Raw genomic sequence first — 23,556 nt, forward strand, 5'->3', positions numbered from 1 at the left:
TGTGTTTAGTGAACGTCTTTCCAGTATTCTTTTTTCAGGAAATACGCCAACGGCAGCATCACGGCCATCAGGAAAATCAGCACGATATAACCCGTGCGTTTGCGTTGCAACTGTGCAGGCTCGCCCATATACACCATAAAGTTAACCAAATCACGGGCGTAATCGTCGTATTCTTTGGTAATCACTTTACCGTTGGGCAGTTGGCGGGTTTGCAGGCCGGTAGATTCCCAATGGAGTTTGGGCACCAAATTGCCGTGTGCGTCTTTCACCATCACGGGTTGGCCTTTTGCATCCAGCTCAACCGCCTGTACGCCTTGTTGCTGCCATAAGGGGTGCGGCATGGCGGCATTCGGCAGAACGGTATTGTTCCAACCGGTCGGACGGGTCGGGTCTTTATAGAAACCGCGCATATAGGCGTAGAGATAGTCCGCACCGCGCGAACGGGCAATCAGCGACAGGTCGGGCGGAGCCGCGCCGAACCATTTTTTCGCATCCGCAGGGTTGATGGCGGCATGCATCACGTCACCCACTTTATCGGTGGTGAACATCAGGTTGTTTTTGATTTCGTCTTCGGTCAGGCCGATGTCTTGCAGACGGTTGAAACGCATGGCGGTAGCCGAGTGGCACGACAAGCAGTAGTTGGTGAAGATTTGCGCGCCGCGTTGCAGGCTCTCTTGGTTGCGCAAATCAATTTCAACCGGCTCATAGTTTCCGCCGCCTGCTGCGACTGCCATACTCATCGGAGCTGCCAGCAATAAGGCAGCAAACCAGTTTTTCAATGTTTGTTTCATTTTCGCTGCCCTCATTAAATCAGAATTGCAAACAGGTATGCGCCTACCACGGTGATGATGGTGTAAACGAAGAACATCACCTTCTGTTTGGTCGTGCTCATGGTTACACGGGCAGGCACTTCGCGGTCTTTATCCATTTTGGTATAGAACGGCATACCCAGGAAGAATGCAAAGTAAATGATAGACAGAATACGCGCCACGATGGTACGGGTGTCGGTAGCCACCAAAGCACCCAAAATACCCAAACCGATGAAGGAAATGATAAACAGCACCAACATGGTTTTGAAAATCGGGCCGCGGTAGCGGATGGATTTCACGGGAGAGCGGTCAAGCCACGGCAAGAGGGCAATCAGCACCACGGCCGCACCCATGCCGATCACACCCCAAACCTGCGTGCCGAAGAACGAGGGAATTGCGCGCAAAATGGCGTAGAACGGCGTGAAATACCATACCGGTGCAATGTGTGCGGGCGTTACCAGCGGGTTGGCGGCATCGAAGTTCGGTTTTTCCAGGAAATAACCACCGCCTTCGGGGGCGAAGAACATAATGGCGCAGAACACGATCAGGAATACCACCACGCCTAAGATGTCTTTCACGGTGTAGTAGGGGTGGAAAGGAATGCCGTCGAGCGGAATGCCGTTTTCGTCTTTCAGTTTTTTGATTTCTACGCCGTCGGGGTTGTTGGAACCCACTTCGTGCAGGGCAATCAAGTGCGCCACAACCAAACCGATCAACACCAGCGGCACGGCAATCACGTGCAGGGCGAAAAAGCGGTTGAGGGTAACATCCGATACGTTGAAGTCGCCGCGGATCCAAGTGGACAAATCAGGGCCGATAACGGGAATCGCGGCAAACAGGTTGATAATCACCTGCGCACCCCAAAACGACATCTGACCCCACGGCAGCAGGTAGCCCATAAAGGCTTCGGCCATCAGTGCCAGGAAAATCAGCGAACCGAACACCCACACCAGCTCGCGCGGTTTTTTAAACGAGCCGTAAATCAAGCCGCGGAACATATGCAGATACACCACCACGAAAAACATGGAAGCGCCGGTAGAGTGCATATAGCGGATAATCCAGCCGCCGGAAACGTCGCGCATGATGTATTCCACGGCGGTAAAGGCGGCGGGCAGGTTGTATTGGTTCAGGTTGCCGTCGGGCTTGTAGTTCATGGTCAGGAAAATACCGCTGACGATTTGAATCACCAGCACCAGCATGGCCAGCGAACCGAAGAAATACCAGAAGTTGAAGTTTTTCGGCGCGTAATACTCGGTTACGTGCTCTTTCATCATTTTAGACAAAGGGAACCGTGCGTCCACCCAGTCTAACAATGCTTTTGCTTTGTTATTGGTTTGGTTTGCCATGATAAGTCCCTTTATTTATCGTCGCCCACCAGGATAGTGGTGTCGTTCAGGTATTTGTAGGGCGGAATAATCAGGTTGGTCGGTGCCGGCACGCCTTTGAACACGCGGCCCGCCAAGTCGAATTTGGAACCGTGGCACGGGCAGAAGAAGCCGCCCTTCCAATCGGCGCCCAAATCGGCGGGGGCGACATCGGGACGGAAAGTCGGCGAGCAGCCCAAGTGGGTGCAGATGCCGATGGCCACGAAAATATTGGGTTTGATGGAACGCAACTCGTTTTTGGCGTATTCGGGCTGCTGATCGACTTCCGATTTCGGATCGGCCACGGCGTTATTGAGCGTGGGCAGGTCTTTCTGCTGCTGTTCGGTGCGGTTCAACACCCAAATCGGCTTGCCCTGCCATTCGGCGGTAACGAGCTGGCCTGCTTCGATTTTGCTGACATCCACTTCAATGGGCGCGCCTGCGGCTTTGGCCTTTTCCGACGGGAAAAAGCTCGCCAGAAACGGCACGGCAACGCCTGCGGCGGCGGCACCGCCCGCAGCGGCTGTCGCCAGCGTTAAGAAGCGGCGGCGGCTTTGGTTGATTTCTTGATTTTCCATTATTTCAGTCATCCTAATGATATGGGAATACCGAGCCATTAAACTCTTTAATTCTACCTGATTTTATGGGGATACTTAAAGTATTATTTAAAATAAGGTAAAAGTTTTACGGTGTTTCTTGATTTTATGCGGGGTTTTGTTCGTCAAAAAATACCGTTTCAATATTGAATTCCTGCGCTAGCGCAGCGCCCAGCGCCTGTATGCCGTAACGCTCGGTGGCATGGTGGCCGGCGCCGATAAACGCGACACCTGTTTCGTTGGCCAGGTGGTACTGCGCTTCGGATATTTCGCCCGTGATGTAAGCATCGGCGCCTTCGTCTATGGCCGTCTGAAAAAAGCCCTGCGCTCCGCCGGTGCACCATACGATGCGTTCGATAACCCGGCCTTCCCCACCCACGGCAACCGGTGTGCGGCCGAGGCGGTTTTGCAGGCCTGCGCACAGTTGTGCCAACGTTTGCGGGGTTTTCAGACGGCCTGCGTTAAGCAGGTTTTGTTCGCCGAACCGATATTCGGTTGTCCAATCCATGCGGGCGGCCAATTGGGCGTTGTTGCCTAAAACGGGATGTGCGTCCAGTGGCAGGTGGTAGCCTGCCATGTTGATGCCGTGGGCCAGCAGGGTGGCGATGCGGTCTTTTTTCCAGCCGGTGATGGTAACCGGCTCGCTTTTCCAAAACAGGCCGTGGTGCACCAGCAGCATATCGGCGCCCTGCTCTACGGCGTAGGCGGCGGCGGCCCGGCTGGCGGTAACGGCGGTAACGATTTTGCGGATTTCTTCCCTGCCTTCGATTTGCAAGCCGTTGGGGGCGTAATCTTTATATAAGCTGGTTTGCAGGGTCTGATTGCACCAATCGAGTATGGTTTGGCGTGCGCTCATGCTTTTTCCTTGCGTGAAAGGCGTTATTGTGCGGATTTTTTCAAACAGAGCTTTGACGGTAAGCAAAGGCGTGCGAAATTTTTGTGGTTTTGACTACACGGTACTACATTTTGCCACCGGTTAACAAGCCGCTGGGCGGCGGCAAAAAAGGCGCATTATATACAAACCCGCACCGCTCCGTTAGAATTGCAGCCGTCTGAAAACCCCATCATAAGGAAACCGCCATGACCCGTATGGTTCACTGCGTGAAGCTGGGCAAAGAAGCCCCCGGCATGAAATTCGCCCCGCTGCCCAATGCTTTGGGCAAACGTATTTTCGAAAACGTGTCGCAAGAGGCGTGGGACGCTTGGACGCGCCACCAAACCATGCTGATTAACGAAAACCGCCTCAGCCTTGCCGACCCGCGCGCGCGCGAATATTTGGCGCAGCAGATGGAAAACTATTTCTTCGGCGACGGTGCCGACCAAGTGCAGGGTTATGTGCCGCAGGAATAAACGGTTGCCCGAATAACCGAGCAGGCCGTCTGAAAAGGTTTTCAGACGGCCTGCCTGCCGTTTGGCGCCTGCTTTCCAAAACAAATTATTCTTTTGAATATAAAAAGTTAACCAAACCACCAACCATAATCCGCCCTATCCGCTGCCGCATCAAGCGGCGCAGGCGCACCGCCGCCAACCGGCTGTAATCCAAGGTTATTGAACCGACGTCAACTTTTTTCAGACGGCCTAAATTATAATCACATCATTTCTTCTGATTGATTTTCCGTTATGTCTGTATGCAACTGGCTGGCCGCAGCCCGTTTACGCACCCTGCCGCTGGCCGCCGCTTCGGTATTGTGCGGCATACTCACCGCCGCACTGCAACACCGGGGCAACTTAACCGTGTCGGCCCTGTGCCTGCTCACCGCCCTGTCGCTGCAAATTCTCAGCAATCTGGCCAACGATTACGGCGACGCCTGCAACGGGGCCGACACATTGGCACGCAAAGGCCCCGTACGCATGGTCAGTTCCGGCCGCATCAGCCCGGCGGCCATGGCGCGCGGGGTGAAGCTGACGGCGGCGGTTTCATGCCTGCTCGGCATCACCCTGCTCTGCACCGCCCTGCCTGCCATTTCGGCCGCCGAACCGCAAAGCTGGCTGTTGTGGCTGTTGCTCGGCGCGGCTTCCGTGGCCGCCGCTTTTGCCTACACCGCCGGCAAAAAACCCTACGGCTATATCGGGCTGGGCGACTTGGCGGTGTTGGTGTTTTTCGGCTGGCTGGGCGTGCTGGGCACGGAATACCTGCACACAGGCCGGCTGAACGCCGCCTCGTGGCTGCCCGCTACGGCATTGGGTTTGTGGTGCGCGATGGTGTTGAATATCAACAATATGCGCGACATCGCCTCCGACCGGCTGGCGGGCAAAACCACTGTTGCCGTGCGCTTGGGGCTGCCGCGCGCCAAAATCTACCATACCGTGCTGCTGCTGGCGGCGGCGGCGGCGTGGGCGCTGTGGCTGCCGCTGCATTTTGGCGGCAGCCTGTTTCTTTTATGCGCCGCATTGCTGGCGGCTTCGGCCATCCACTTGTATTTGCTGAAAAAAGCCCAATCTAGTGCTGAGTTGGACAAGCTCCTGCCGCAATGGAGCATCACGGTTTTGCTGTGGATATTGCTGTTATGGCTGGCTGCGCCGCGCTAACCGTGCCTGCGGCTCTGACCGATGCCGGCAGATTACCAACCGTTCGTAATAATTTTCGGCAAAAACCTTTGATTTGCTGTTAAAATCCGATTCCTTTTATTTTCACACCCGCAACAGGAGCAAACGCCATGCAAAACGACGTTTACGACTACACCCAAACCGCCGGTGCGGTGCAAAAAAGCACCGTATTGCGCAAAACCTACAGCCTGCTCGGCATTTCATTCATCCCCTGCGCCATCGGCGCGTTTATCAGCAGCCAGGCCGGCATCAACCTGTATGCCATGTTCGGCAACCGTTGGATTGCGTTCGGCGTGGTATTGGCCTTTTTCTACGGCATGTGTTTCTTAATCGAGAAAAACCGCTACAGCAACACCGGCGCGGCGCTGCTGATGGTGTTCACTTTCGGCATGGGCGTGTTGATCAGCCCGCTGCTGCAATACAGCCTCAGCTTCAGCAACGGCGCGCAAATTGTCGGCCTTGCCGCCGCCATGACCGCAGCCGTGTTCTTCACCATGGCCGCCATGGCGCGCCGCACCAAAGCCGATATGAACAGCCTCGGCCGCTTCCTGCTGGTGGGCGCGGTGGTGCTGATGGTGGGCGTGGTGGCCAATATGTTCCTGCAAATACCCGCGTTTTCACTCGCCCTTTCGGCCGCTTTCGTGATTTTCAGCTCGCTGATGATTATGTGGCAAATCCGCACCGTTATCGACGGCGGCGAAACCAGCCACATCAGCGCCGCGTTAACCATCTTTATCTCTATCTATAATATCTTCAGCAGCCTGCTGAATATTCTGCTCTCTTTGGGCGGCGAAGATTGATTTAACGCACAAACAGCCGTAAAAGGCCGTCTGAAATGCATTTCAGACGGCCTGAGACCTTTGCAAAACCCCCGGATGCGGATGCAGTTCAAGGCGCAGCAGCGCAGCGAGCGCAGACATAACATGAAGTTAGGCAAGCGAGCGAGCAGTACCCTAAAGGGCATAAACGCACAACGCAGAAATGCGCCGCAGATGGGGGTTTTGCAAAGGTCTCTGTCTTTTTCTTTGACATCCCCCCTGCCAGCCTTTATCCTGCCGACCATCTTGCCTGCATTGCACGCCCACCTGATTTCTTTGATATGACTACCCACGTTCTGCGCCGCGCCGTTTATGCCGGCAGTTTCGATCCGCCGACCAACGGCCATTTGTGGATGATACGCGAAGCACAAGCCCTGTTCGACGAGTTAATCGTGTCCATCGGCGTTAACCCCGACAAAAAAAGCACCTACACCGTGGTGGAACGGCAAGCCATGCTCGAAGCCATTTCCAGCGAATTTCCCAACGTGCGCATCACCTCGTTTGAAAACCAGTTCCTGGTCAACTATGCCCACAGCGTCGGCGCCAAATTCATCGTGCGCGGCATACGCACAGCCTCCGACTACGAATACGAGCGCACCATACGCTATATCAATTCCGACCTGCATCCCAATATCGCCACGGTGTTTCTGATGCCGCCGCGCGAATTCGCCGAAGTTTCTTCCACCATGGTAAAAGGCATGGTCGGCCCCGACGGCTGGCGCGACATGATACGCCGCTATGTGCCCGTGGCGGTGTACGACAAAATCCTGCAAGACAACCAAAGCACCTAACCCGCCTTTTGCAAAACGGCAGAGGCCGTCTGAAAGCATATTCAGACGGCCTCTGCCGTTTTGCCCGACCGTTTCCGGGCACTTGCCAAGCCGCCTAAAACATCATAAGGTTACACCAAACTACAACCAAGATGAGACCTTTGCAAAACCCCAGATGTGGATGCAGTTCAAGGCGTAGCAGCGCAGCGAGCGCAGACATAACATGGAGTTAGGCAAGCGAGCGAGCAGCACACAACGCAGAAATGCGCCGCAGATGGGGGTTTTGCAAAGGTCTCAGGCCGTCTGAACGGCAACCGCAAAGGAAGAAAATAAAAATGCCCCGACAACTCACCCAGCAACTGGGGCGGGAAGTGGCCGAAACCATGCTCGAAGGTTTCAACAAACACTACCGCCTATTCCGAGAAGTTACCGAGCGCGCCAAAGAGCTTTTCGAGCAGAAAAACTGGCGCGGCATTCAAGATTTGGTGGCCGAGCGCATCCAGATGTATGACCAGCGTGTGCGCGAAGCCGTCGATGCCCTGCGCAGCGAACACGCCGCCACCGCCTTAAGCGATGATGTATGGGCGGCGGCCAAAACCGAATACATCGCCCTGCTCGTCAACCACAAACAGCCCGAGCTGGCGGAAACCTTTTTCAACTCGGTTTCCACCAAACTCTTGGCCAAAGAATATTTCAACAACCAGTTTATCTTCGTCAAACCCTCCACCAGCACCGAATACATCGATTCAAACCCGCCCACGTTCTGCTCGTTTTATCCCGAAACGCAAGGGCTGCGCGGCTGCCTGCGCAACATACTGCGCCACTTCGGCTGGAACGTGCCGTTTGCCGATCTCAACCGCGACATCGGCAATATCCTGCGCGCCGCCCGCCGGCACTTTCAGGCCGAATGGCCGCCGCAGGAAATGAACCTGCACGTGCGCGTGCTCAACTCACCGTTTTACCGCAACAAAGGCGCCTACATTTTCGGGCAGATTGTCAACGGCGCCGTGCGCCACCCGTTTGCGCTGGCCGTGCTGCACGACGAAGCCTCGGGCCGTCTGAAAGTGGATGCCGCCCTGTTTGAAGCCCAGCAGATTGCCGTGCTGTTTTCATTTGCCCGCGCCTATTTTCTGGTGGACATGCCCGTGCCCAGCGGCTACATCCGCTTTCTGCACGATATGCTGCCGATGCGCGCGCCCGGCGACCTCTACACCATGGTCGGCCTGCAAAAACAAGGCAAAAACATCTGGTGGCGCGAGTTTGCCCAACACCTCGAATACTCGCACGACAAATTCATTCTCGCCCCCGGCGTGAAAGGGCTGGTGATGAGCGTGTTTACGCTGCCGTCGTTTCCCTACGTGTTTAAAGTGATTAAAGACAAATTCGGCCCCAACAAAGACTTCGACCGCGAATACGTGCGCCAAAAATACCTGCTGGTGAAAAAGCACGACCGCGTCGGACGCATGGCCGACACACTCGAATTTTCCAACGTTGCCCTGCCCAAATCGCGCTGCGACGAAGAGTTTCTCAACGAAATGCGCACGCTCGCGCCGAGCCAGTTTGAAGAAAACGAGGAATGGGCGATTATTAAACACGTTTACGTCGAATACCGCCTCAAACCGCTCAACCTCTTTATGCAGCGCGCCAAACCCGCCGACAAAGCCGCCGCCGTTATCGACTACGGCTACGCGCTCAAAGAGCTGGCCTCGGCCAACATCTTTCCCGGCGACATGCTCTATAAAAACTTCGGCATGACCCGTTTTGGCCGCGTGATTTTCTACGACTACGACGAAATCGAATACATGACCGACTGCAACTTCCGCAAAATCCCGCCCGCACCCAACCCCGAATACGAAATGTCGGGCGAAGTTTGGTATCCCGTCAACAAAGGCGACGTTTTCCCCGAAGAATTCGGCCCGTTCCTGCTCGGCGAACCCGACGTGCGGCAGGTGTTCCTGCAACACCACAAAGACCTGCTCACCACCGAATTCTGGCAGGGCAAAAAAGAGCGGCTGCAACAGGGGCTGTATGACGACTTCTTCCCCTACCCGCAATCCGTCCGCTTCACCCCCGACCAAACCGCCGCCGGGCTGGCGGGCGATGCCGATGCCTAGCAACTGTGTTACCGACTCGTCAGTCTGCAACATCAAACAAAGGCAATACGCACAAAAAAGGCCGTCTGAAAACTTTCAGACGGCCTTTGTTTCTCTATTTCAAAGACTCGGCATTATTTGGCGGCCAACTCGGCGCGCAGTTTTTTGGTTACTTCCATCATCACTTCCAACTGCTCGACGGTTTCTTTCCAGCCGCGGGTTTTCAGGCCGCAGTCGGGGTTGACCCACAAACGTTCAACCGGCACCACTTCCATCGCTTTGCGCAGCAATTTTTCCACTTCAGCGGCAGTCGGTACGCGCGGGCTGTGGATGTCGTACACGCCCGGGCCGATGTCGTTCGGGTATTTGAAGTCGCCGAAGGCGGTCAGCAATTCCATATCGGAACGCGAGGTTTCGATGGTGATCACGTCGGCATCCATAGAGGCGATGGCGGGCAGGATGTCGTTAAATTCCGAGTAGCACATATGGGTGTGGATTTGGGTGCTGTCTTCGGCGCCGGTGGACGACAGGCGGAAAGATTCGCAGGCCCAGGCCAGGTATTCGTCCCATTGCGCTTTTTTCAGCGGCATGGCTTCGCGGATGGCCGGTTCGTCGATCTGAATCACTTTGATGCCGGCTTTTTCCAAATCCAGCACTTCGTCGTTCAAGGCCAGCGCGATTTGTTTGGCCACCACGCTCAAGGGCACGTCGTCGCGCACGAACGACCATTTGAACATGGTAACGGGGCCGGTGAGCATTCCTTTCATCGGGCGTTTGGTTAAGGTTTGGGCATAAGAAGACCAGTAAACAGTCATCGGCTCGGGGCGGGAAACGTCGCCGAAAATGATCGGGGGTTTCACGCAGCGGCTGCCGTAGCTTTGCACCCAACCGAATTGGGTAAAGCAGTAGCCGGCCAGTTGCTCGCCGAAGTATTCCACCATGTCGTTACGCTCGGCTTCGCCGTGTACGGGCACGTCCAGCTCCAATTTTTCCTGTACTTCCACGCAGTAGGCGATTTCTTTTTTCATCGCGGCATCGTAATCGGCGGCACTCAACTCGCCTTTTTTGAAGGCGGCGCGCGCTTGGCGGATTTCGGCGGTTTGCGGGAAAGAACCGATGGTGGTGGTGGGCAGCACGGGCAGGTTCATCCAAGCCTGTTGGGCCTTGATGCGCTCGGCAAACGGTGATTTGCGCTGGTCGGCACCTTTGGGCAGGTCGGCCACGCGTTTTTGCACGGCTTCGTTGTGGATTTTCTTGTTGGTGGCGCGATCGGCGGCAGCGGCATCGGAAGCGGCGATGGCTTCTTTCACGCTGTCTTTGCCGTGTGCCAGGGCTTGTTTCACCACGCCCAGCTCAACCAGTTTTTGCGCGGCAAACGCCATCCAGGATTTGATTTCGGCATCGAGTTTTTCTTCGACGGCCAAATCTTGCGGGCTGTGCAGCAGCGAGCAGGAAGGCGCAATCCACAGGTTGTTGCCCAGTTTGTCGGCAACGGGTTTCAGGGTATCGATAACTTTGCTCAAGTTGGCGCGCCATACGTTGCGGCCGTCGATCAGGCCGACGGACAGCACTTTGTTTTCCGGCCAGGCATCGGCGAACACGGCCAGCTGCTCGGGAGCGCGCACCGCGTCGATGTGCACGCCGTGCACCGGCAGGTTTTTCAGCAGGTTTAGGTGTTCGGCAACGGAAGCGAAATAAGTGCCGATGATGATGCGAACGCCGGTGTTGGCCAGCTCTTTGTAGGTGTTGGGGAAGGCATCTAAATAAGGCTTGGGCGCGTCAACTGCGAGAATAGGCTCGTCGATTTGAATCCAATCCACACCTTCGGCGGCCAACTCGCGCAACAACTGGGTATAGGCAGGCAGCAGTTTCGGCAGCAGAGTGGCGACGCGGCAGCCGAATTCTTCTTTCTTTTTGCCCAGCCACAGCAGGGTCAGCGGGCCGACTAGAGTGGGCTTGATGTCGTAACCTTGCGCTTTGGCTTCTTTGATTTGGGCGATCAGGCGGCCGGCGTTAACCGAAAATTCGGTGTCGGCGTGCCATTCGGGCACGATGTAGTGGTAGTTGGTGTCGAACCACTTGGTCATTTCCATCGCAAACTGGGTGGCGTTGCCGCGCGCCAGTTGGAAGTATTCGGGCAGGGTTAATTTGGCTGCGTCGAAACCGAAGCGTTTCGGAATCGCACCCAAAGTGCACAGCAAATCAAGCACATGGTCGTAAAAAGAAAAATCGCCCACAGGCACCAAATCGGCGCCGGCGGCTTTTTGGGTAGCCCAGTTCAGGCGGCGGATTTCGGCGGCAACGGCCTCGACTTCGGCCTCGGTTTTCGCGCCTTTCCAAAAGGCTTCTACGGCAAATTTCAATTCGCGCTTCGCGCCGATGCGCGGATAGCCGGACAGGTGAAAAGTATTCATAAGGTATCCTTTACGGGAATATTCGGTGGAACAATTTGTCAGGCTGGCATATTGAATGTTTTTACGCCATATTGCAAACGCTAAATTTGCATGGGGTTGATGAATGAAATTAATGCAGAAAACGGTTTGAGGCCGTCTGAAAAGTTATTCGGGCGCATGATTACTCCTGTTTCAGACGGCCTGACCGCATCGGGCATAACGGCTATTTCAGATATTTCGCCATCAGCCTCCGCGATAACGGCAGTTTGTCTAAAAGCCAAACTGCGGCAATGGCAACGGCAGCCGTCGGAAACACTAAGGCCGCAAGCAGCAACAATACTGCGGGAGCTTTAGGCAGGCCGTCTGAACGGCGGTGCGGAGGCGGTAGCAAGCCTTTGGCATTTTCGGGGCGGCGCTGCCACCACATCACCCAGCCGCTGACGCACATAAAAATAACAGCCAAACAGAAAGCCACGTTTAATGCCAAGCTCCACCACCCCATCGTTCCCATATGAAATGCGATGGAAGCTGCGATAAATTGGCCGAACAGGTTGTAATCTTGAAAGCGGATATCGGCTAATACTTTGCCGCTGTAACGGTCGATGTGTACGGTGCGGTCGGCTGTCGGGCTGGGGCTGTCGTAACTCATCGAATCCTGATTTAACGTCCAAACCCCCGTATCGCCTTTGGGAAAATACAGCTGGTAACGGCCTTCAAAACCGCTGTCGCGTGCAAAGCGGTCAACCGTATCCAATGTTAGCGGCAGCGCAGGGTCTATGCCGCCGCTGCCCAATGTTGTACCGGACTGCGGCATCGGAGTCAGCTCCAACACCCACGGTATTTCCTTGGTTTTGCCGTCGTTCAAATCACCATGCAGGGGCAAAGTTGAAGCCGGAACAGGTTCCACGCCCCACTTGCCGGCAGGAAACTGACTCCAAGCCTGCACCACCTTCCCGCCCCAAATTCCGGCCCAAGCCATACCCGAGAGGCAAAACAGCAGCAGCATCAGGCTGATCCATGTGCCCGTCAGAGCATGGAGGTTGCGCCACAGCGAACGCTTTTTCTCCAACGGAGCCGCGAGCATTTTGCCGATGCCTCCCCGTTTGCAGTGCCAAAGCCACCAACCGCTGATCACCAGCAGCACCGTCAGTGAGGCAGCAGTTTCCAGCACATAGTCGCCAAAGCTGCCGATCAGCATATCGCTATGGATTTCATCCATCAGGTGATACAGGCTTTTGTTGCGCGGATAGATGCCCACCACATTGGCACTGTAAGGATCAACCGCCACCATCAATGCCTCACCCGAACCTTTGTCGACGCGGAACACGGCCACCGTATCGGCAGCACGCGGCGCAATATATTGAACCACCATTCCGTAGTCTTTATCGACCGCATCCAGCGCAGCCTGCGCCTGCTGCGACAAAGGCCGGGTATGCCCCGATACCGCAACCTTGGTGCGCTCGCCTTCTTTGCCGGCAGTGTGCGCAAATAACATCATAGCCAAACCGGTGGCTGCCAGCAGCATAAGGAAGGGAGCAACCGCTATTCCCATATAAAAGTGCCAACGCCATATTGCGGCATAATGCCCGGCCGCCCGCTTTTTTTCGGATTCAACCTGCATTTTTCGTCTCCTTTGTGCATCAATCGCGGGGCAACATACCATATTCCGCCATGCTTCAACTTGCCCTAAGACAAAAAAATACTCGCGGCCATATTATTCGTTTCAGATGGCCGCGAATCCGCATATCGAGGGCAACACCCCAATACGGGCGTAAGAGCCTCAAATATGATGCACAATCAGTTTGCGCCCTTCGTAATCCAAAACATTTACTTCCATATCGAACAGTTCTTGAATATTTTCCGGCATAAACACCTCGTTGGGGTGGCCTTGCAGCGCCACTTGGCCGTTTTTCATCGCCACCACGAAATCGGCATAGGCCGCGGCCTGGTTGATGTCGTGCAGCACCACCACGGTGGTGCGTTGGTGTTCGCGGGTGAGTTTCTGCAAAAGCTGCATCAGGCTGCGGGCGTAATACATATCGAGGTTGTTGAGCGGTTCGTCGAGCAGCACATATTCGGTGCTCTGGCAGAACACCATCGCAATCATCGAGCGCTGGCGCTGGCCGCCGGACAATTCGGTGAGGTAGCGGTGGGCGAGCGGCAACAGGTCGAATTCGGCCAGCGCGTTTTCCACGATGGCTTTGTCGCTTTCAGACGGCCTGCCCTGATGGTAGGGATAGCGGCCGAACATCAGCAAATCGCGCACCGAAATGCGGCTGATGATGCTGTTTTCCTGCGTGAGTATCGACAACACCCGCGCCAGCTCGGCGGTGGGGGTGCGGGAAACGTCTTTGCCGTTGTAGGCGATGCGGCCGCCGTGCAGCGGTTGCAGCCGCGCCATCAGCGACAGCAGCGTCGATTTGCCCGCGCCGTTGGGGCCGATTAATGCGGTGATGCCGCCTTGCGGAATATCGAGGCTGACGTTGTTTAAAATGGTTTGTCCGCCGATGGCGTGGCTGACGTTGCGTATTTCAATCATGGTTATCCAATGGTTGTGTTTTTATTGAATAGGGTTTCAATGGCTTTCAGACGGCCTCTGTTCCGTCATGCTCGGGCTTGGCCCGGGCATCTCATGTTGATGAAACTCAAGATACTCGGGTCAAGCCCGAGTATGACGTCTGTACTTAAGCTGATTAACTACGCCGCTTCTTCAACACCAGCCATAAAAACACCAGCCCGCCGGCGAATTCCACCACCACGCTCAACACGGCTTTCATGCCCAAAACGTGTTCGAACACGGTCTGCCCCGCCACCAGCAACACGCCGGCGGTGAGAAACGCCATCGGCAGGCGCACGCTGTGTTTCATATTGGGGGCGAAATGGTTGGCCAACGCCACCACCAGCAGCCCGAAGAAGCTGACCGGGCCGACCAGTGCGGTGGAAGTGGCCACCAACACCGCCACCCACGATAACAACCATAAAGTATGGCGGGCATAGGGTATGCCCAGATTAATCGCTTGATCGCGGCCGAGCAGGTAAACATCGAGGCGGTGGCGTTCGCGCCAAATCCAAAACGCGCTAATAAACAGAATCACGGCGGCGATGGCGAGCAGATTGCGGTTGACGCTGTTAAACGAGGCGAAGGTATAAGCCTGCGCCACGGCGAATTCTTCCGGGTCGATCAAGCGTTGCAGCAAAGAGGAAAGGCTGCGGAACAGAATGCCGAAAATCACGCCGATTAAAATCATGCGCGCCAGATCGCGCCCGCCTTGTCGCAAAAGCATTTGAAACAGCAGCAGCGAGCCGCCGATCATCGCCGCCAGCTCGAAGCCGAATTTGCCCAGCACCGGCAGATGGGTATAGCCCACGCCGCCCAACAGCGCCACCAGCAGCGTTTGCAAAAACACATACAGCGCATCGAAACCGAGTATCGAAGGGGTGAGGATCGGGTTGTTGGTAATGGTTTGGAACAGCAGCGTCGACACGCCCACCGCATAGGCCACCAGCAGCAGAGAAGCGAGCTTGGCGGCGCGCAAGGGCAGGATGAAATCCCAATTGCCGTGGGCGTTTAAGGTGAGAAACAGCGTGCAGGAAGCCAGCAGCAAAGCGGCGGCCAGCCACAAAGATCGTTTGCTTTCAGACGGCATGGGCAGGCTTCCTCAACAGCAGATACAAAAACAATACCGTGCCCGTTACACCGAACACCGTTGATACGGGAATCTCAAACGGAAAGCGGATTAAGCGGCCGATGATGTCGCACAGCAACACCATCGCCGCCCCCATCAAAGCCACCGCCGGCAGGCTTTGGCGCAGCTTGTCGCCCATCATGCGCGACACGATATTGGGCACCACCAAACCGATAAACGGAATATTGCCCACCGTTACCACCACCAGCGAGGTAATCAGCGCGACAATGATTAAGCCTGCCCACAGAATGGTGTTGCGGTTCAAGCCGAGGTTCACCGCCACCGTTTCGCCCAGCCCGATAATGGTGAGCTGGTCGGCAATCAGATAGGCGCATACCGCCAAAATGCCGGTCATCCACAATAATTCGTAACGCCCCAGCAACACGCCGGAAAAATCGCCCTGCTGCCACACGCCCAACAATTGCAGCATCTCGGTTTCATAAGCGATAAACACCGCCACCGATTCGATCACGCCGCCGAAAATAATCCCCACCAGCGGCACCATCAATTGCGCGGTGGGCGGCAGGCGGCGGATTAAGGCCATAAACACCAGCATCCCCGCCATGGCCGCTGCCGCCGCCACCGACATTTTGGTCATCAGCGCAGCGGCCGGAAAAAACAAGGCCATCAAGAGCAAACCCAAAGCCGCGCTCTGGCTTGCGCCCACCATCGAAGGCTCGACGAAACGGTTGCGCATCAGGATCTGCATAATCATGCCCGCCACCGCCAGCGACGCGCCAGTGAGCACAATGGCAAAGGTGCGCGGCAGGCGGCTGGTGAGCATCAGCTGCATATCGTCGGAAAACGCCAACAGCTTCGTCCAACTGAAATCGGCCACGCCCACCGAAAGGCTGACGGCGAACAGCAGCGCCAGCACAATCAGGTTAAGCGCGAGAAAAGGTAAGGTTTTTTGCGGCATCACACGGTTTAATAAAAGGAAAACGGTTTTCAGACGGCCTGTTTACTAGGCCGTCTGAACGGTTAATCAGGCGATCGGATATTTTTTCAGACAGGCATCATCGTCAAGCCCAAGTAGTTTGCGTAGGGTGGGATGCCCAAATGCCTGTCTGAAACCTTCTGCGTTATGTGGAATCCCCTGCGTCATACTCATCTCGACAGTTTCAAAATATTCAGCGCACCGCGCCCGACCAGCAAAAATACCAAAGTGCCGACCAACAAATCGGGATATTTCGAATGGCTCAGCCAAGTCAGCACGCCGGCGGCGATCACGCCCAAATTCACCAGAACATCATTGGCGGTAAAAATCATGCTGGCCTGCATATGCGCTTCGCGGCTTTTGCTTTTTTGCAGCAGATACAAACACAACGCGTTACCGGCCAAGGCCAGCAAGGAAATACCTATCATCAGGCGGAAATCGGGCAGGGATACCCAACCGAAAAAACGTTGCAGCACCTCGAAAAAGCCCCACAACGCCAGCACCAATTGCAAGATGCCCGCCGCTTTGGCCGTGTGTTTCTTGCGCACCGCCGTGCCGCCGACCGCCAGCAGGGCGAGGGCATAAACCAAGGTGTCGGCCAGCATATCCAAACTGTCGGCCAGCAGCCCCATCGAACCGGCCAAAAGGCCGCTCAGCGCTTCCAGCACGAAGAAAAACAGATTGATGGCTAAAACCTGCCACAGCAGTTTGCGCTCGGCGGCGGGTTGCAAAACGGCGGCATCCGCATCCGTTTCAGCGCTCTCCAGCAGCGAAGTATCAAAGTCCAAGCTGTCGAGCCGTTGCAAAATCGGCTGGTAAGCGCCTTGGTGCCACACCGTTAAACGACGGTTGGCAATATCGAAATCCAGCGAGCGGATGCCGTCCAGGCCGTCCAGCTTCATGCGGATCAGCGCTTCTTCCGAAGGGCAATCCATTTTGGCAATGCGGAATACGGTTCGATACATGGCAAATCCTGTTTATTCGTTTGGTTACACCCCTGCGATGCTTATTTTCAGACAGGCATCACTCAAGCAGTTTGCGTAGGGTGGGATTCCCCAATGCCTGTCTGAAAATCTCTGCATCATACGAAACACTCTGCGTCATACTCGGGCTTGGCCCGAGTATCTGTTATTTTTTATGAAACGGAAAGATACTCGGGCCAAGCCCGGGTATGGCGGTGAATCCATATAACGCCGAATAAATGTTTTCAGACGGCCTACCCGCCATGCTGTTCAGGCCGTCTGAAAACGCGGCTTACTTCGCGGCCGCAAATGCTTCTTTCACCTGATTGGCCGAATTCAGCAATTCCTGCGCGCCGCCGGCCGCCAAATAGGTTTCCGGCACCAGATACACCACCTGGCCTTTTTTCCAGGCGGTGGTTTCGGCCACCAGCGGGTTGTTCAGCACGTCTTTAGCGGCCTGGCCTTCTTCGCCGATGGCGGCGCTGCGGTCGAGCACAAACAGCCAATCCGGGTTTTGCTGTTTGATGTATTCAAACGAAATGGGCTGGCCGTGGCTGCCTTCTTTGATTTTGTCATCTGCCGCCGGTATGCCGATGTCGCGGTGCAGCCAGCCGCCCAAGCGGGAATCGGGGCCGAAGGCCGACATTTTGCCGCCGTTCACCAGAATCACCAAGCCTTTGCCTTTGCCTGCGGCTGCCTGTTTGGCGGCGTCAAACGCGGCATCGATTTCGGCTTTCAGTTTGTCGGCCTCGGCCTGTTTGTCGAAAATTTTGGCAAACGCGTCGATGCGCTGTTTCGCGCTTTCTTTCATGTTTTTGGTGTCGGCGGTCATCTCGATGGTGGGCGCCAGTTTGTTCAGTTCGTCAAACACTTTGGCGGTGCGCGAACCGGTGATAATCAGCTGCGGTTGGTATTCGTTGAGCGCTTCGTAGTTTGGCTCGAACAGCGTGCCGGCTTTTTTGGCATCTTTAATCGCGTCTTTCAGATAGTCCAAACGCGATTCGTCGATTGATGCGCCGATGGGCACGCCCAGTTTGCTCAAGGTATCAATCATGCCCAAATCGTAAACGGCGATGCGCTCGGGCTTAAGCGGCACGGCGGCTTCGCCGCGCGCGGTGGCAACGGTTACGCTTTCGCCCTCGATTTTATGGGCGGCTGCCGGCGCGGAAGCAGCGGCGGCCGTTTGCGAAGCGGCGCCGGAAGCGGCTGCGTTTTTGCTTTCTTGTTGCGAACAGGCGGCCAGCGCGGTGATGCAGGCCAAAGCAGACAGGGTTAAACGGAAGTTTTTCATGGGTTAATGCTCCTCAAGCGGGTAATCAAAATTAATGGTTTTCAGACGGCCTGCCTTCATCGGCATCAGCGTCCATAAATTCATGCCGTTTGGCGTGATAGTCCTCTTCCGCCTCGCCCATGCGCCAATAAGGCACGGCCACGCAGCGGCTGACCGGCAGTTGCCACTCCTTGCGGGCAAGTTCGCGCAAAGGTGCGGTTAAACCCGCTTCGGCGGCAATCCACACATAGCAGTTTTCGCTTTGCGGACGCGCTTGGCGGGCGGCGGCGATCACGGCGGGGTATTGCTCGCTGCCGCCGGTGAACACGCTATGCGCCACCTGCGGCGGGCAGGCGAAATCGGCGGGCAGGTCGGCGGCTTCGGGCAGCAGCAGAATCACCTGCCCGCGCGCGTCGGGTGCCATATCTTCCAGCATAGACTGAATGGCCGGCACGGCGGTTAAATCGCCGACCAGCAGATATTCGGCGGCAGGCAGCAGCATCGGGTCGCGGGTGTTGCGCGGGGCATTGATGCCGACGGTTTGGCCGATTTCTACATGATGGGCGAACGCCGAAGCGGGGCCATTGTCGCCGTGCAGCACGAAATCGACGGTAAACGTGCAGGCTTGGCGGTCGAACGCGCGCACGGTGTAGGTGCGCGAATAGGGCTTGTCAGCGGGATTGGCCCAGCGCGGACGGCCTTTTTCAAAGCTTTCGGGCAACACGGGCGCGCTTTGCCCTTCGCGCGGCAGCAGCAGCTTGAACGGCGCGCCGTTGCAGCGGAACGGATAATCGGCCAGCTCGGGGCTGTGGAACACGATGCGGCGCAGGTGTTTGCCGACGTCGTGCCAGCTTTGCACCTGTATCAGGCGCACGCGGTGGGGGTCGTTTTCGCTAGGGTTCGTCATGGTCGGCTTTCGGAATCTAATGTCGATAAAAACGAAAAGGGCAGCAGGCTGCCGTGGTTGTGCTGCGGCAGCAGGCGGTATTCGAAATGCAGGTCGCCGCGCTTTGCCAACTGATCCCGCCATGCGGCCAGCGTTTCAGCTGAAACGGCGGCCGTTGCCGCACGGTGGCGGCGGACGCGCTCTTCTGCCACCTGCGCGTTTTCGGGCTTGGCGGCGCCGCTTTGCAGCCATAACAATTGCTTGCCGGCCATATTCTGCGTGCGCCATTGCGGGGCGTAGCGCGAGAGGAACAGGCCGTTTTGCCACCACAACGACGGATCGGCCGCCACATAATGCGTAAACGCCTGCGGCTGCGCGCCCAATACATACAGCACAAACAAACCACCGTAGGAATGCCCCCACAGGGTTTGCCGCTGCGGATTCAGGCGCACGCGCTGCTCAACGGCAGGGCGTATGGTTCGGTTCAGCAAGTGCAGAAAATCAGCCGCGCCGCCGTTGAGCCGCGCGGGGTCGGCGGTATCCGCCGCCGGAAGGCCGTCTGAAACCGGCGGCGTATAGTCCCAAGCGCGTTCGGCCGTGGCAAAACGCAAGGGCGTGTCATAACCGATCAACACCAGCACCGGCGGATGTTTCAGACGGCCTGTATCCGCCGCCTGCAAATGTTCGGGCAGGGCGTTGCCGTCCAAGGCATACAGCGCGGCGAATCCTTGCGGCGGCGCGGGCTGTTTGGGGATACCGAGAAACACGCGGTAACCGCGTTTGCCGTCTGCCGAACGGAAATGCAGCGTTTCAAAACGGTAAGCCGTGTCGCCCCGTGCCAAGGCCGACAAATCGGCGGGGCGGGTCAAATCAGGCGCGGCAGCGGCCATCGGCGCGGCGGCAAGCAGGCACAACAGCAGGTAACGGAGCATCGGCATTCCAAGAGCGTATCGCAAGCAGTAAAGGTTCAGGCCGTCTGAAACCGGCGGAAACGGTTTTCAGACGGCCTTTGCCGGTTAAAAGCCGGCTTTCAAACTGCCGTAAAACGCGCGGCCGTGTTCGTTGTAGGTGTAGGCGCCGTTGCCGGTGCGGTAGATTTTTTTGTCGCCGATATTGCTCACGCCCAAGCGCGCTTCGGATTTTTTGCCGAAGCGGTAGCCTGCGTTCACGCCCCAAATGCCGTAGCTGCCGATTTCGCTGCTGCCCAAACCGTCGCTGTTTTCGATGCGGTTAATCGCCACGCTACGCGGTTTTTGGCGGCCGTAGTGGGTGAAGGTAAGGTTGGCGTCCCATTTTTCATTGGGCGTCCAGGCCAGCGTGCTGTTGATGGTGTGCTTGGGAATCAGCGACAGCGGTTGGAGTCGCCGCGCGTGTTGCGTTCGGCATTGCGTGAGGTAACGGGTTTGCCGTCGATTAAAATCAGCGTGTTTTCGGGGCCCATGCCGCGGATGTCGATTTGACGCTTGTTGCCGCGCTGGCCGGTGGCGGTGTTGCCGCGCTGGCCGGTGGCGGTGTTGCCGCGCTGGCCGGTGGCGGTGTTGCCGCGCTGGCCGGTGGCGGTGTTGCCGGTAAGGTTAACGCCGGGCATGGTGCGCACCAGCTCGGAAATATCGCTGGCAACGGGGCGCTTGTCGATGTCGCCCGCCGAAATTTTCGATACGCCGAGCTGCTGCTGCACTTTGCGCTCGGCGGTAACGTAAACGGTGTCGAGTTCGGCCGTTTGGGCGCTCTGCCACTCTTCTGCGTGGGCAAATGCGGCGGCCAGCGACAAGGGCAGGACGGCCACGGTAAACAGGGGATTGCTTATGATGTGGGGCACAGGCTTCTTCCTTTTTCCGAATGTTTCCAACAAGATGTTTGAACCGGGGCGTGTAGCTGGCCGCGTTGCGGCGGTATTTTTGGTTAAAATCCGCTTCTCAAACCTTCTGCCTACGCACTTAGGAATAAATTAGCGTTATCCAGTTTAACATGGATATAGATAATAGTTTTTATTAGATTTAGATTTTTACATTTATACCGTAACAAACGGCAGCCATGCCGTCTGAAGCTGCCCCTGCTTTGGTTTTGCAGAAACCATTATGTAATTTTATGTTTTAAAACAATTTCTTAATAACCAATCCCCGTAATCGTGGCTTGACCCGGGCATCTTGAGTTTCAGCGAGTTTTGAGATACCCGGCAAACCCGGGTATGACGCGCATACTTTTGACTGACCATAACCCGGCAGAAGCTTTGTTTTCAGACGGCCTGCGGCCGAAAATGCTATGATTCGGCTTTGCCACAATTTTGCAAAGGAACGATTATGCCGCTGCTCGACAGTTTCAAAGTAGACCACACCCGTATGCACGCGCCGGCGGTGCGGGTGGCCAAAACCATGCGCACGCCCAAAGGCGACAACATCACCGTTTACGATTTGCGTTTTTGCATACCGAATCAGGAAATTCTGCCCGAAAAAGGCATACACACGCTGGAGCATCTGTTTGCGGGCTTTATGCGCGACCACCTGAACGGCGCCGATGTGGAAATCATCGATATTTCGCCGATGGGCTGCCGCACCGGTTTTTATATGAGCCTGATCGGCACGCCCGACGAAGCCCGCGTGGCCGATGCGTGGCTCGCTTCGATGCAGGATGTGTTAAACGTGCAAAACCAAAACGAAATCCCCGAGCTGAACGAATACCAGTGCGGCACTTATCAGATGCACTCGCTGGCCGAGGCGCAAGGCATCGCCCGCAACATCATCGAACGCAAGGTTGGCGTGAACAAAAGCGAAGATTTGACATTAGACGAAAGCCTGTTGGGCAACTGATGCCTGCAAGCGATAAAACAGGCCATCTGAAAACTTTTCAGACGGCCTTCAAGTTTGTTATCGGCAAGAGAACTTTAAAACTGTTTCCGGGAGTCCAGCAGCAGCGTAACCGGCCCGTCGTTACACAGATTCACCTGCATATGGGTTTGGAAACGGCCGGTTTCCACCGTGATGCCGTGCCCGCGCAGCATGGCGGCAACCTGTTCGTAGAGTGCGTTGGCCTCTTCCGGCGGTGCAGCTTCCGAAAATGACGGCCGCCTGCCGTTGCGGGCGTCAGCATAAAGCGTGAACTGCGACACCAGCAATACCGCACCGCCGGTGTCTTGCAGCGACAGATTCAGCTTGCCCGCGCCGTCTTCAAAAATACGCAGGTTGGCGGTTTTATCGGCGATGTAGCGGGCGTCGGCTTCGGTGTCGCCGCGGCCCACACCGAGCAGCACCACAAAACCGTGGCCGATGCATCCGGCGGTTTCGCGCCCGTTGCCGCCCACCACTTCCACGGCGGCGCGGGTAACTTTTTGGATAACGGCTCTCATATCTAAAACAGCCTTCCCTATCAATCAAATCAAGTGAAAGGCCGTCTGAAAATATTTTCTTTCAGACGGCCTTTATGCTAACGCTGCCCTGCCGTGTTATAGCGTTTTTCCAGCCACGAAAACAGCCAGCCCAAGCACATGGTCATCACCAGATAAATCAGCGCCACGGTGTAGAGCGGGGTGTCGTAAATCGAAAACCGCCCCGAAATGGTGGCCTGCACATAAGCCAGCTCGGTAACGGCAATCGCCGAAAGCAGCGAGCTGTCTTTCAGCAGCGTGATAAATTCGTTGGCTAAGGGCGGCAGCATACGGCGCAGCGCCTGCGGCAGAATCACATAGCGCATGGCCTGCGGATAAGTCAGACCCAGCGAACGCGCGGCTTCAATCTGGCCGCGGTCGATAGACTGGATGCCCGCGCGGAAAATTTCGGTGATGTAGGCACCCGCATTCACGGTTAACGCCAGCGTGCCGGCAATCAGGGCGCCGTAATTGCGGCGCAATTCCACGGCCAGATCGCCGCTGATCAGCCAGCCGTTTGTGGGGTGGATTAAGGCCACCGCCCACACGAAATACCAAATGAAAATCTGCACATATAACGGCGTGCCGCGAAACAGCGTAACATACACCAACGAAACGGTGCGCAGCAGCCATGCCAACGCGCGCAGCAGGGGGTTGCCTTTTTCAAAACGGGTCAAACGCGCCAGCGCGCCGAACAAGCCCAAAACCGTGCCGCCCAAAGTGGCCGCCACCGTCAGCCCCAGCGTGGTCAGCGCGCCGTAGAAAAACATCTCGCGATATTCGTAGATAATGTCGAAACGGAAATTCATGCCTGGTTTTTCAGAAAAAGAATCAAAGAAAACGGCGTGCGGCCGCAGCGTGAAGCGGGCTATTTTACAAGAAAACACATTCGTTGAGATGATTTATTTCAGACGGCCTGAGACTTTGCAAAAATGCCGCCAGCCCCGAAAAGAAGCACATCATGCTGATTGCTTGCTGTCTGTTGCACACTCCGCTAAAAATGCTGCACCCTTCCGCGTAAATACCGCCCTCACTTCAGGCCGTCTGAAAACCCCGGCCGCCGC

At 56.2% G+C, this 23,556-nt stretch carries 23 protein-coding genes and 2 pseudogenes; 6 read left to right on the plus strand and 19 right to left on the minus strand.

Annotation, left to right across the window (positions count from 1 at the left end; translation table 11 throughout):
- Positions 1-5: 5 nt before the first annotated feature.
- The 4 genes from NQ012_RS04380 to NQ012_RS04395 form a co-directional block, all read right to left on the minus strand.
- The gene (locus NQ012_RS04380) at positions 6-791 is read right to left on the minus strand and encodes a cytochrome c1 (RefSeq protein ID WP_174222531.1); all 786 of its coding nucleotides are present in this window, start codon (positions 789-791) and stop codon (positions 6-8) included.
- A 14-nt stretch (positions 792-805) separates the two neighbouring features.
- Entirely contained in the window at positions 806-2,155 is a 1,350-nt protein-coding gene (locus NQ012_RS04385; RefSeq protein WP_257066400.1) for a cytochrome b, read from the minus strand.
- Positions 2,156-2,166: 11 nt separating this feature from the next.
- Positions 2,167-2,751 (minus strand): ubiquinol-cytochrome c reductase iron-sulfur subunit, encoded by a 585-nt coding sequence (gene petA / locus NQ012_RS04390; protein ID WP_085365595.1) that lies wholly within the window; start codon positions 2,749-2,751, stop codon positions 2,167-2,169.
- A gap of 124 nt (positions 2,752-2,875) precedes the next feature.
- Positions 2,876-3,625 carry a Nif3-like dinuclear metal center hexameric protein gene (locus tag NQ012_RS04395; protein WP_257066401.1) on the minus strand — a complete coding sequence of 250 codons (750 nt, stop codon included), beginning with the start codon at positions 3,623-3,625 and terminating at the stop codon, positions 2,876-2,878.
- A 224-nt stretch (positions 3,626-3,849) separates the two neighbouring features.
- Between NQ012_RS04395 and NQ012_RS04400 the strand changes: the two genes are divergently transcribed.
- From NQ012_RS04400 to NQ012_RS04410, 3 genes are all read left to right on the plus strand, one after another.
- Positions 3,850-4,119 (plus strand): oxidative damage protection protein, encoded by a 270-nt coding sequence (locus NQ012_RS04400; protein ID WP_085365597.1) that lies wholly within the window; start codon positions 3,850-3,852, stop codon positions 4,117-4,119.
- Positions 4,120-4,389: 270 nt separating this feature from the next.
- Entirely contained in the window at positions 4,390-5,298 is a 909-nt protein-coding gene (menA, locus tag NQ012_RS04405) for a 1,4-dihydroxy-2-naphthoate octaprenyltransferase (protein ID WP_257066402.1), read from the plus strand.
- Positions 5,299-5,426: 128 nt separating this feature from the next.
- A complete protein-coding gene (locus NQ012_RS04410; RefSeq protein ID WP_257066403.1) occupies positions 5,427-6,116 on the plus strand; it encodes a Bax inhibitor-1 family protein in 690 nt (229 codons plus the stop codon).
- Positions 6,117-6,158: 42 nt separating this feature from the next.
- Here the strand turns inward: NQ012_RS04410 and NQ012_RS04415 are convergent.
- Positions 6,159-6,323, minus strand: a pseudogene (locus NQ012_RS04415) (lipoprotein signal peptidase).
- A 92-nt stretch (positions 6,324-6,415) separates the two neighbouring features.
- Here NQ012_RS04415 and coaD point away from each other — a divergent pair.
- Positions 6,416-6,925, plus strand: coding sequence for a pantetheine-phosphate adenylyltransferase (coaD, locus tag NQ012_RS04420; RefSeq protein ID WP_257066405.1), 510 nt, complete (start codon positions 6,416-6,418; stop codon positions 6,923-6,925).
- Between the two features lie 94 nt (positions 6,926-7,019).
- Here the strand turns inward: coaD and NQ012_RS04425 are convergent.
- Positions 7,020-7,193 (minus strand): annotated as a pseudogene (locus NQ012_RS04425) (lipoprotein signal peptidase).
- Positions 7,194-7,239: 46 nt separating this feature from the next.
- Here NQ012_RS04425 and aceK point away from each other — a divergent pair.
- Positions 7,240-9,018, plus strand: coding sequence for a bifunctional isocitrate dehydrogenase kinase/phosphatase (gene aceK / locus NQ012_RS04430; RefSeq protein ID WP_257066406.1), 1,779 nt, complete (start codon positions 7,240-7,242; stop codon positions 9,016-9,018).
- A 113-nt stretch (positions 9,019-9,131) separates the two neighbouring features.
- On the opposite strand, the gene metE is transcribed toward aceK, so the two are convergent.
- From metE to NQ012_RS04485, 11 genes are all read right to left on the minus strand, one after another.
- Positions 9,132-11,411 carry a 5-methyltetrahydropteroyltriglutamate--homocysteine S-methyltransferase gene (gene metE / locus NQ012_RS04435; RefSeq protein WP_257066408.1) on the minus strand — a complete coding sequence of 760 codons (2,280 nt, stop codon included), beginning with the start codon at positions 11,409-11,411 and terminating at the stop codon, positions 9,132-9,134.
- A 202-nt stretch (positions 11,412-11,613) separates the two neighbouring features.
- Positions 11,614-13,011 carry a PepSY-associated TM helix domain-containing protein gene (locus NQ012_RS04440; protein ID WP_257066409.1) on the minus strand — a complete coding sequence of 466 codons (1,398 nt, stop codon included), beginning with the start codon at positions 13,009-13,011 and terminating at the stop codon, positions 11,614-11,616.
- A 159-nt stretch (positions 13,012-13,170) separates the two neighbouring features.
- Complete coding sequence (locus NQ012_RS04445; RefSeq protein ID WP_257066410.1) at positions 13,171-13,929, minus strand: iron ABC transporter ATP-binding protein; 759 nt, start codon at positions 13,927-13,929, stop codon at positions 13,171-13,173.
- A gap of 154 nt (positions 13,930-14,083) precedes the next feature.
- The gene (locus NQ012_RS04450; RefSeq protein WP_257066411.1) at positions 14,084-15,037 is read right to left on the minus strand and encodes an iron chelate uptake ABC transporter family permease subunit; all 954 of its coding nucleotides are present in this window, start codon (positions 15,035-15,037) and stop codon (positions 14,084-14,086) included.
- Entirely contained in the window at positions 15,027-15,995 is a 969-nt protein-coding gene (locus NQ012_RS04455) for an ABC transporter permease (protein ID WP_257066414.1), read from the minus strand. The genes NQ012_RS04450 and NQ012_RS04455 overlap by 11 nt, the downstream gene beginning before the upstream one ends.
- A 188-nt stretch (positions 15,996-16,183) precedes the next feature.
- Positions 16,184-16,978 carry a cation transporter gene (locus NQ012_RS04460; RefSeq protein WP_257066416.1) on the minus strand — a complete coding sequence of 265 codons (795 nt, stop codon included), beginning with the start codon at positions 16,976-16,978 and terminating at the stop codon, positions 16,184-16,186.
- 289 nt (positions 16,979-17,267) lie between these two features.
- Complete coding sequence (locus NQ012_RS04465; RefSeq protein ID WP_257066417.1) at positions 17,268-18,266, minus strand: siderophore ABC transporter substrate-binding protein; 999 nt, start codon at positions 18,264-18,266, stop codon at positions 17,268-17,270.
- Between the two features lie 31 nt (positions 18,267-18,297).
- Positions 18,298-19,152, minus strand: coding sequence for a siderophore-interacting protein (locus NQ012_RS04470; RefSeq protein ID WP_257066418.1), 855 nt, complete (start codon positions 19,150-19,152; stop codon positions 18,298-18,300).
- On the minus strand, positions 19,149-20,069 hold the full coding sequence (locus tag NQ012_RS04475) for an alpha/beta hydrolase (RefSeq protein WP_257066419.1): 921 nt from the start codon (positions 20,067-20,069) through the stop codon (positions 19,149-19,151). The genes NQ012_RS04470 and NQ012_RS04475 overlap by 4 nt, the downstream gene beginning before the upstream one ends.
- Before the next feature lie 78 nt (positions 20,070-20,147).
- Positions 20,148-20,483 (minus strand): TonB-dependent receptor domain-containing protein, encoded by a 336-nt coding sequence (locus tag NQ012_RS04480; protein ID WP_306440815.1) that lies wholly within the window; start codon positions 20,481-20,483, stop codon positions 20,148-20,150.
- Complete coding sequence (locus NQ012_RS04485) at positions 20,474-20,950, minus strand: TonB-dependent receptor plug domain-containing protein (RefSeq protein WP_373566633.1); 477 nt, start codon at positions 20,948-20,950, stop codon at positions 20,474-20,476. The genes NQ012_RS04480 and NQ012_RS04485 overlap by 10 nt, the downstream gene beginning before the upstream one ends.
- Before the next feature lie 481 nt (positions 20,951-21,431).
- Between NQ012_RS04485 and luxS the strand changes: the two genes are divergently transcribed.
- The gene (gene luxS, locus NQ012_RS04490; RefSeq protein ID WP_257066420.1) at positions 21,432-21,938 is read left to right on the plus strand and encodes an S-ribosylhomocysteine lyase; all 507 of its coding nucleotides are present in this window, start codon (positions 21,432-21,434) and stop codon (positions 21,936-21,938) included.
- A 74-nt stretch (positions 21,939-22,012) separates the two neighbouring features.
- On the opposite strand, the gene dtd is transcribed toward luxS, so the two are convergent.
- A complete protein-coding gene (gene dtd / locus NQ012_RS04495) occupies positions 22,013-22,474 on the minus strand; it encodes a D-aminoacyl-tRNA deacylase (protein WP_257066421.1) in 462 nt (153 codons plus the stop codon).
- Between the two features lie 77 nt (positions 22,475-22,551).
- Positions 22,552-23,301, minus strand: a complete 750-nt coding sequence (locus tag NQ012_RS04500; protein ID WP_085365618.1) for an amino acid ABC transporter permease — start codon at positions 23,299-23,301, stop codon at positions 22,552-22,554.
- Positions 23,302-23,556: the final 255 nt, after the last annotated feature.

This window comes from Neisseria dentiae, from assembly GCF_024580525.1.
Taxonomy (GTDB): Bacteria; Pseudomonadota; Gammaproteobacteria; order Burkholderiales; family Neisseriaceae; genus Neisseria; species Neisseria dentiae_A.

Excerpts from the sequence above, each read along its gene's own strand:
- NQ012_RS04440 (WP_257066409.1), bottom strand. The coding sequence starts at position 13,011 with ATGCAGGTTGAATCCGAAAAAAAGCGGGCGGCCGGGCATTATGCCGCA.
- NQ012_RS04400 (WP_085365597.1), top strand. The coding sequence starts at position 3,850 with ATGACCCGTATGGTTCACTGCGTGAAGCTGGGCAAAGAAGCCCCCGGC.
- aceK (WP_257066406.1), top strand. The coding sequence starts at position 7,240 with ATGCCCCGACAACTCACCCAGCAACTGGGGCGGGAAGTGGCCGAAACC.
- NQ012_RS04385 (WP_257066400.1), bottom strand. The coding sequence starts at position 2,155 with ATGGCAAACCAAACCAATAACAAAGCAAAAGCATTGTTAGACTGGGTG.
- menA (WP_257066402.1), top strand. The coding sequence starts at position 4,390 with ATGTCTGTATGCAACTGGCTGGCCGCAGCCCGTTTACGCACCCTGCCG.
- NQ012_RS04450 (WP_257066411.1), bottom strand. The coding sequence starts at position 15,037 with ATGCCGTCTGAAAGCAAACGATCTTTGTGGCTGGCCGCCGCTTTGCTG.
- coaD (WP_257066405.1), top strand. The coding sequence starts at position 6,416 with ATGACTACCCACGTTCTGCGCCGCGCCGTTTATGCCGGCAGTTTCGAT.
- luxS (WP_257066420.1), top strand. The coding sequence starts at position 21,432 with ATGCCGCTGCTCGACAGTTTCAAAGTAGACCACACCCGTATGCACGCG.
- NQ012_RS04395 (WP_257066401.1), bottom strand. The coding sequence starts at position 3,625 with ATGAGCGCACGCCAAACCATACTCGATTGGTGCAATCAGACCCTGCAA.
- NQ012_RS04460 (WP_257066416.1), bottom strand. The coding sequence starts at position 16,978 with ATGTATCGAACCGTATTCCGCATTGCCAAAATGGATTGCCCTTCGGAA.
- NQ012_RS04465 (WP_257066417.1), bottom strand. The coding sequence starts at position 18,266 with ATGAAAAACTTCCGTTTAACCCTGTCTGCTTTGGCCTGCATCACCGCG.
- metE (WP_257066408.1), bottom strand. The coding sequence starts at position 11,411 with ATGAATACTTTTCACCTGTCCGGCTATCCGCGCATCGGCGCGAAGCGC.
- dtd (WP_257066421.1), bottom strand. The coding sequence starts at position 22,474 with ATGAGAGCCGTTATCCAAAAAGTTACCCGCGCCGCCGTGGAAGTGGTG.
- NQ012_RS04470 (WP_257066418.1), bottom strand. The coding sequence starts at position 19,152 with ATGACGAACCCTAGCGAAAACGACCCCCACCGCGTGCGCCTGATACAG.
- NQ012_RS04455 (WP_257066414.1), bottom strand. The coding sequence starts at position 15,995 with ATGCCGCAAAAAACCTTACCTTTTCTCGCGCTTAACCTGATTGTGCTG.
- NQ012_RS04445 (WP_257066410.1), bottom strand. The coding sequence starts at position 13,929 with ATGATTGAAATACGCAACGTCAGCCACGCCATCGGCGGACAAACCATT.
- NQ012_RS04410 (WP_257066403.1), top strand. The coding sequence starts at position 5,427 with ATGCAAAACGACGTTTACGACTACACCCAAACCGCCGGTGCGGTGCAA.
- petA (WP_085365595.1), bottom strand. The coding sequence starts at position 2,751 with ATGGAAAATCAAGAAATCAACCAAAGCCGCCGCCGCTTCTTAACGCTG.
- NQ012_RS04380 (WP_174222531.1), bottom strand. The coding sequence starts at position 791 with ATGAAACAAACATTGAAAAACTGGTTTGCTGCCTTATTGCTGGCAGCT.
- NQ012_RS04475 (WP_257066419.1), bottom strand. The coding sequence starts at position 20,069 with ATGCCGATGCTCCGTTACCTGCTGTTGTGCCTGCTTGCCGCCGCGCCG.
- NQ012_RS04500 (WP_085365618.1), bottom strand. The coding sequence starts at position 23,301 with ATGAATTTCCGTTTCGACATTATCTACGAATATCGCGAGATGTTTTTC.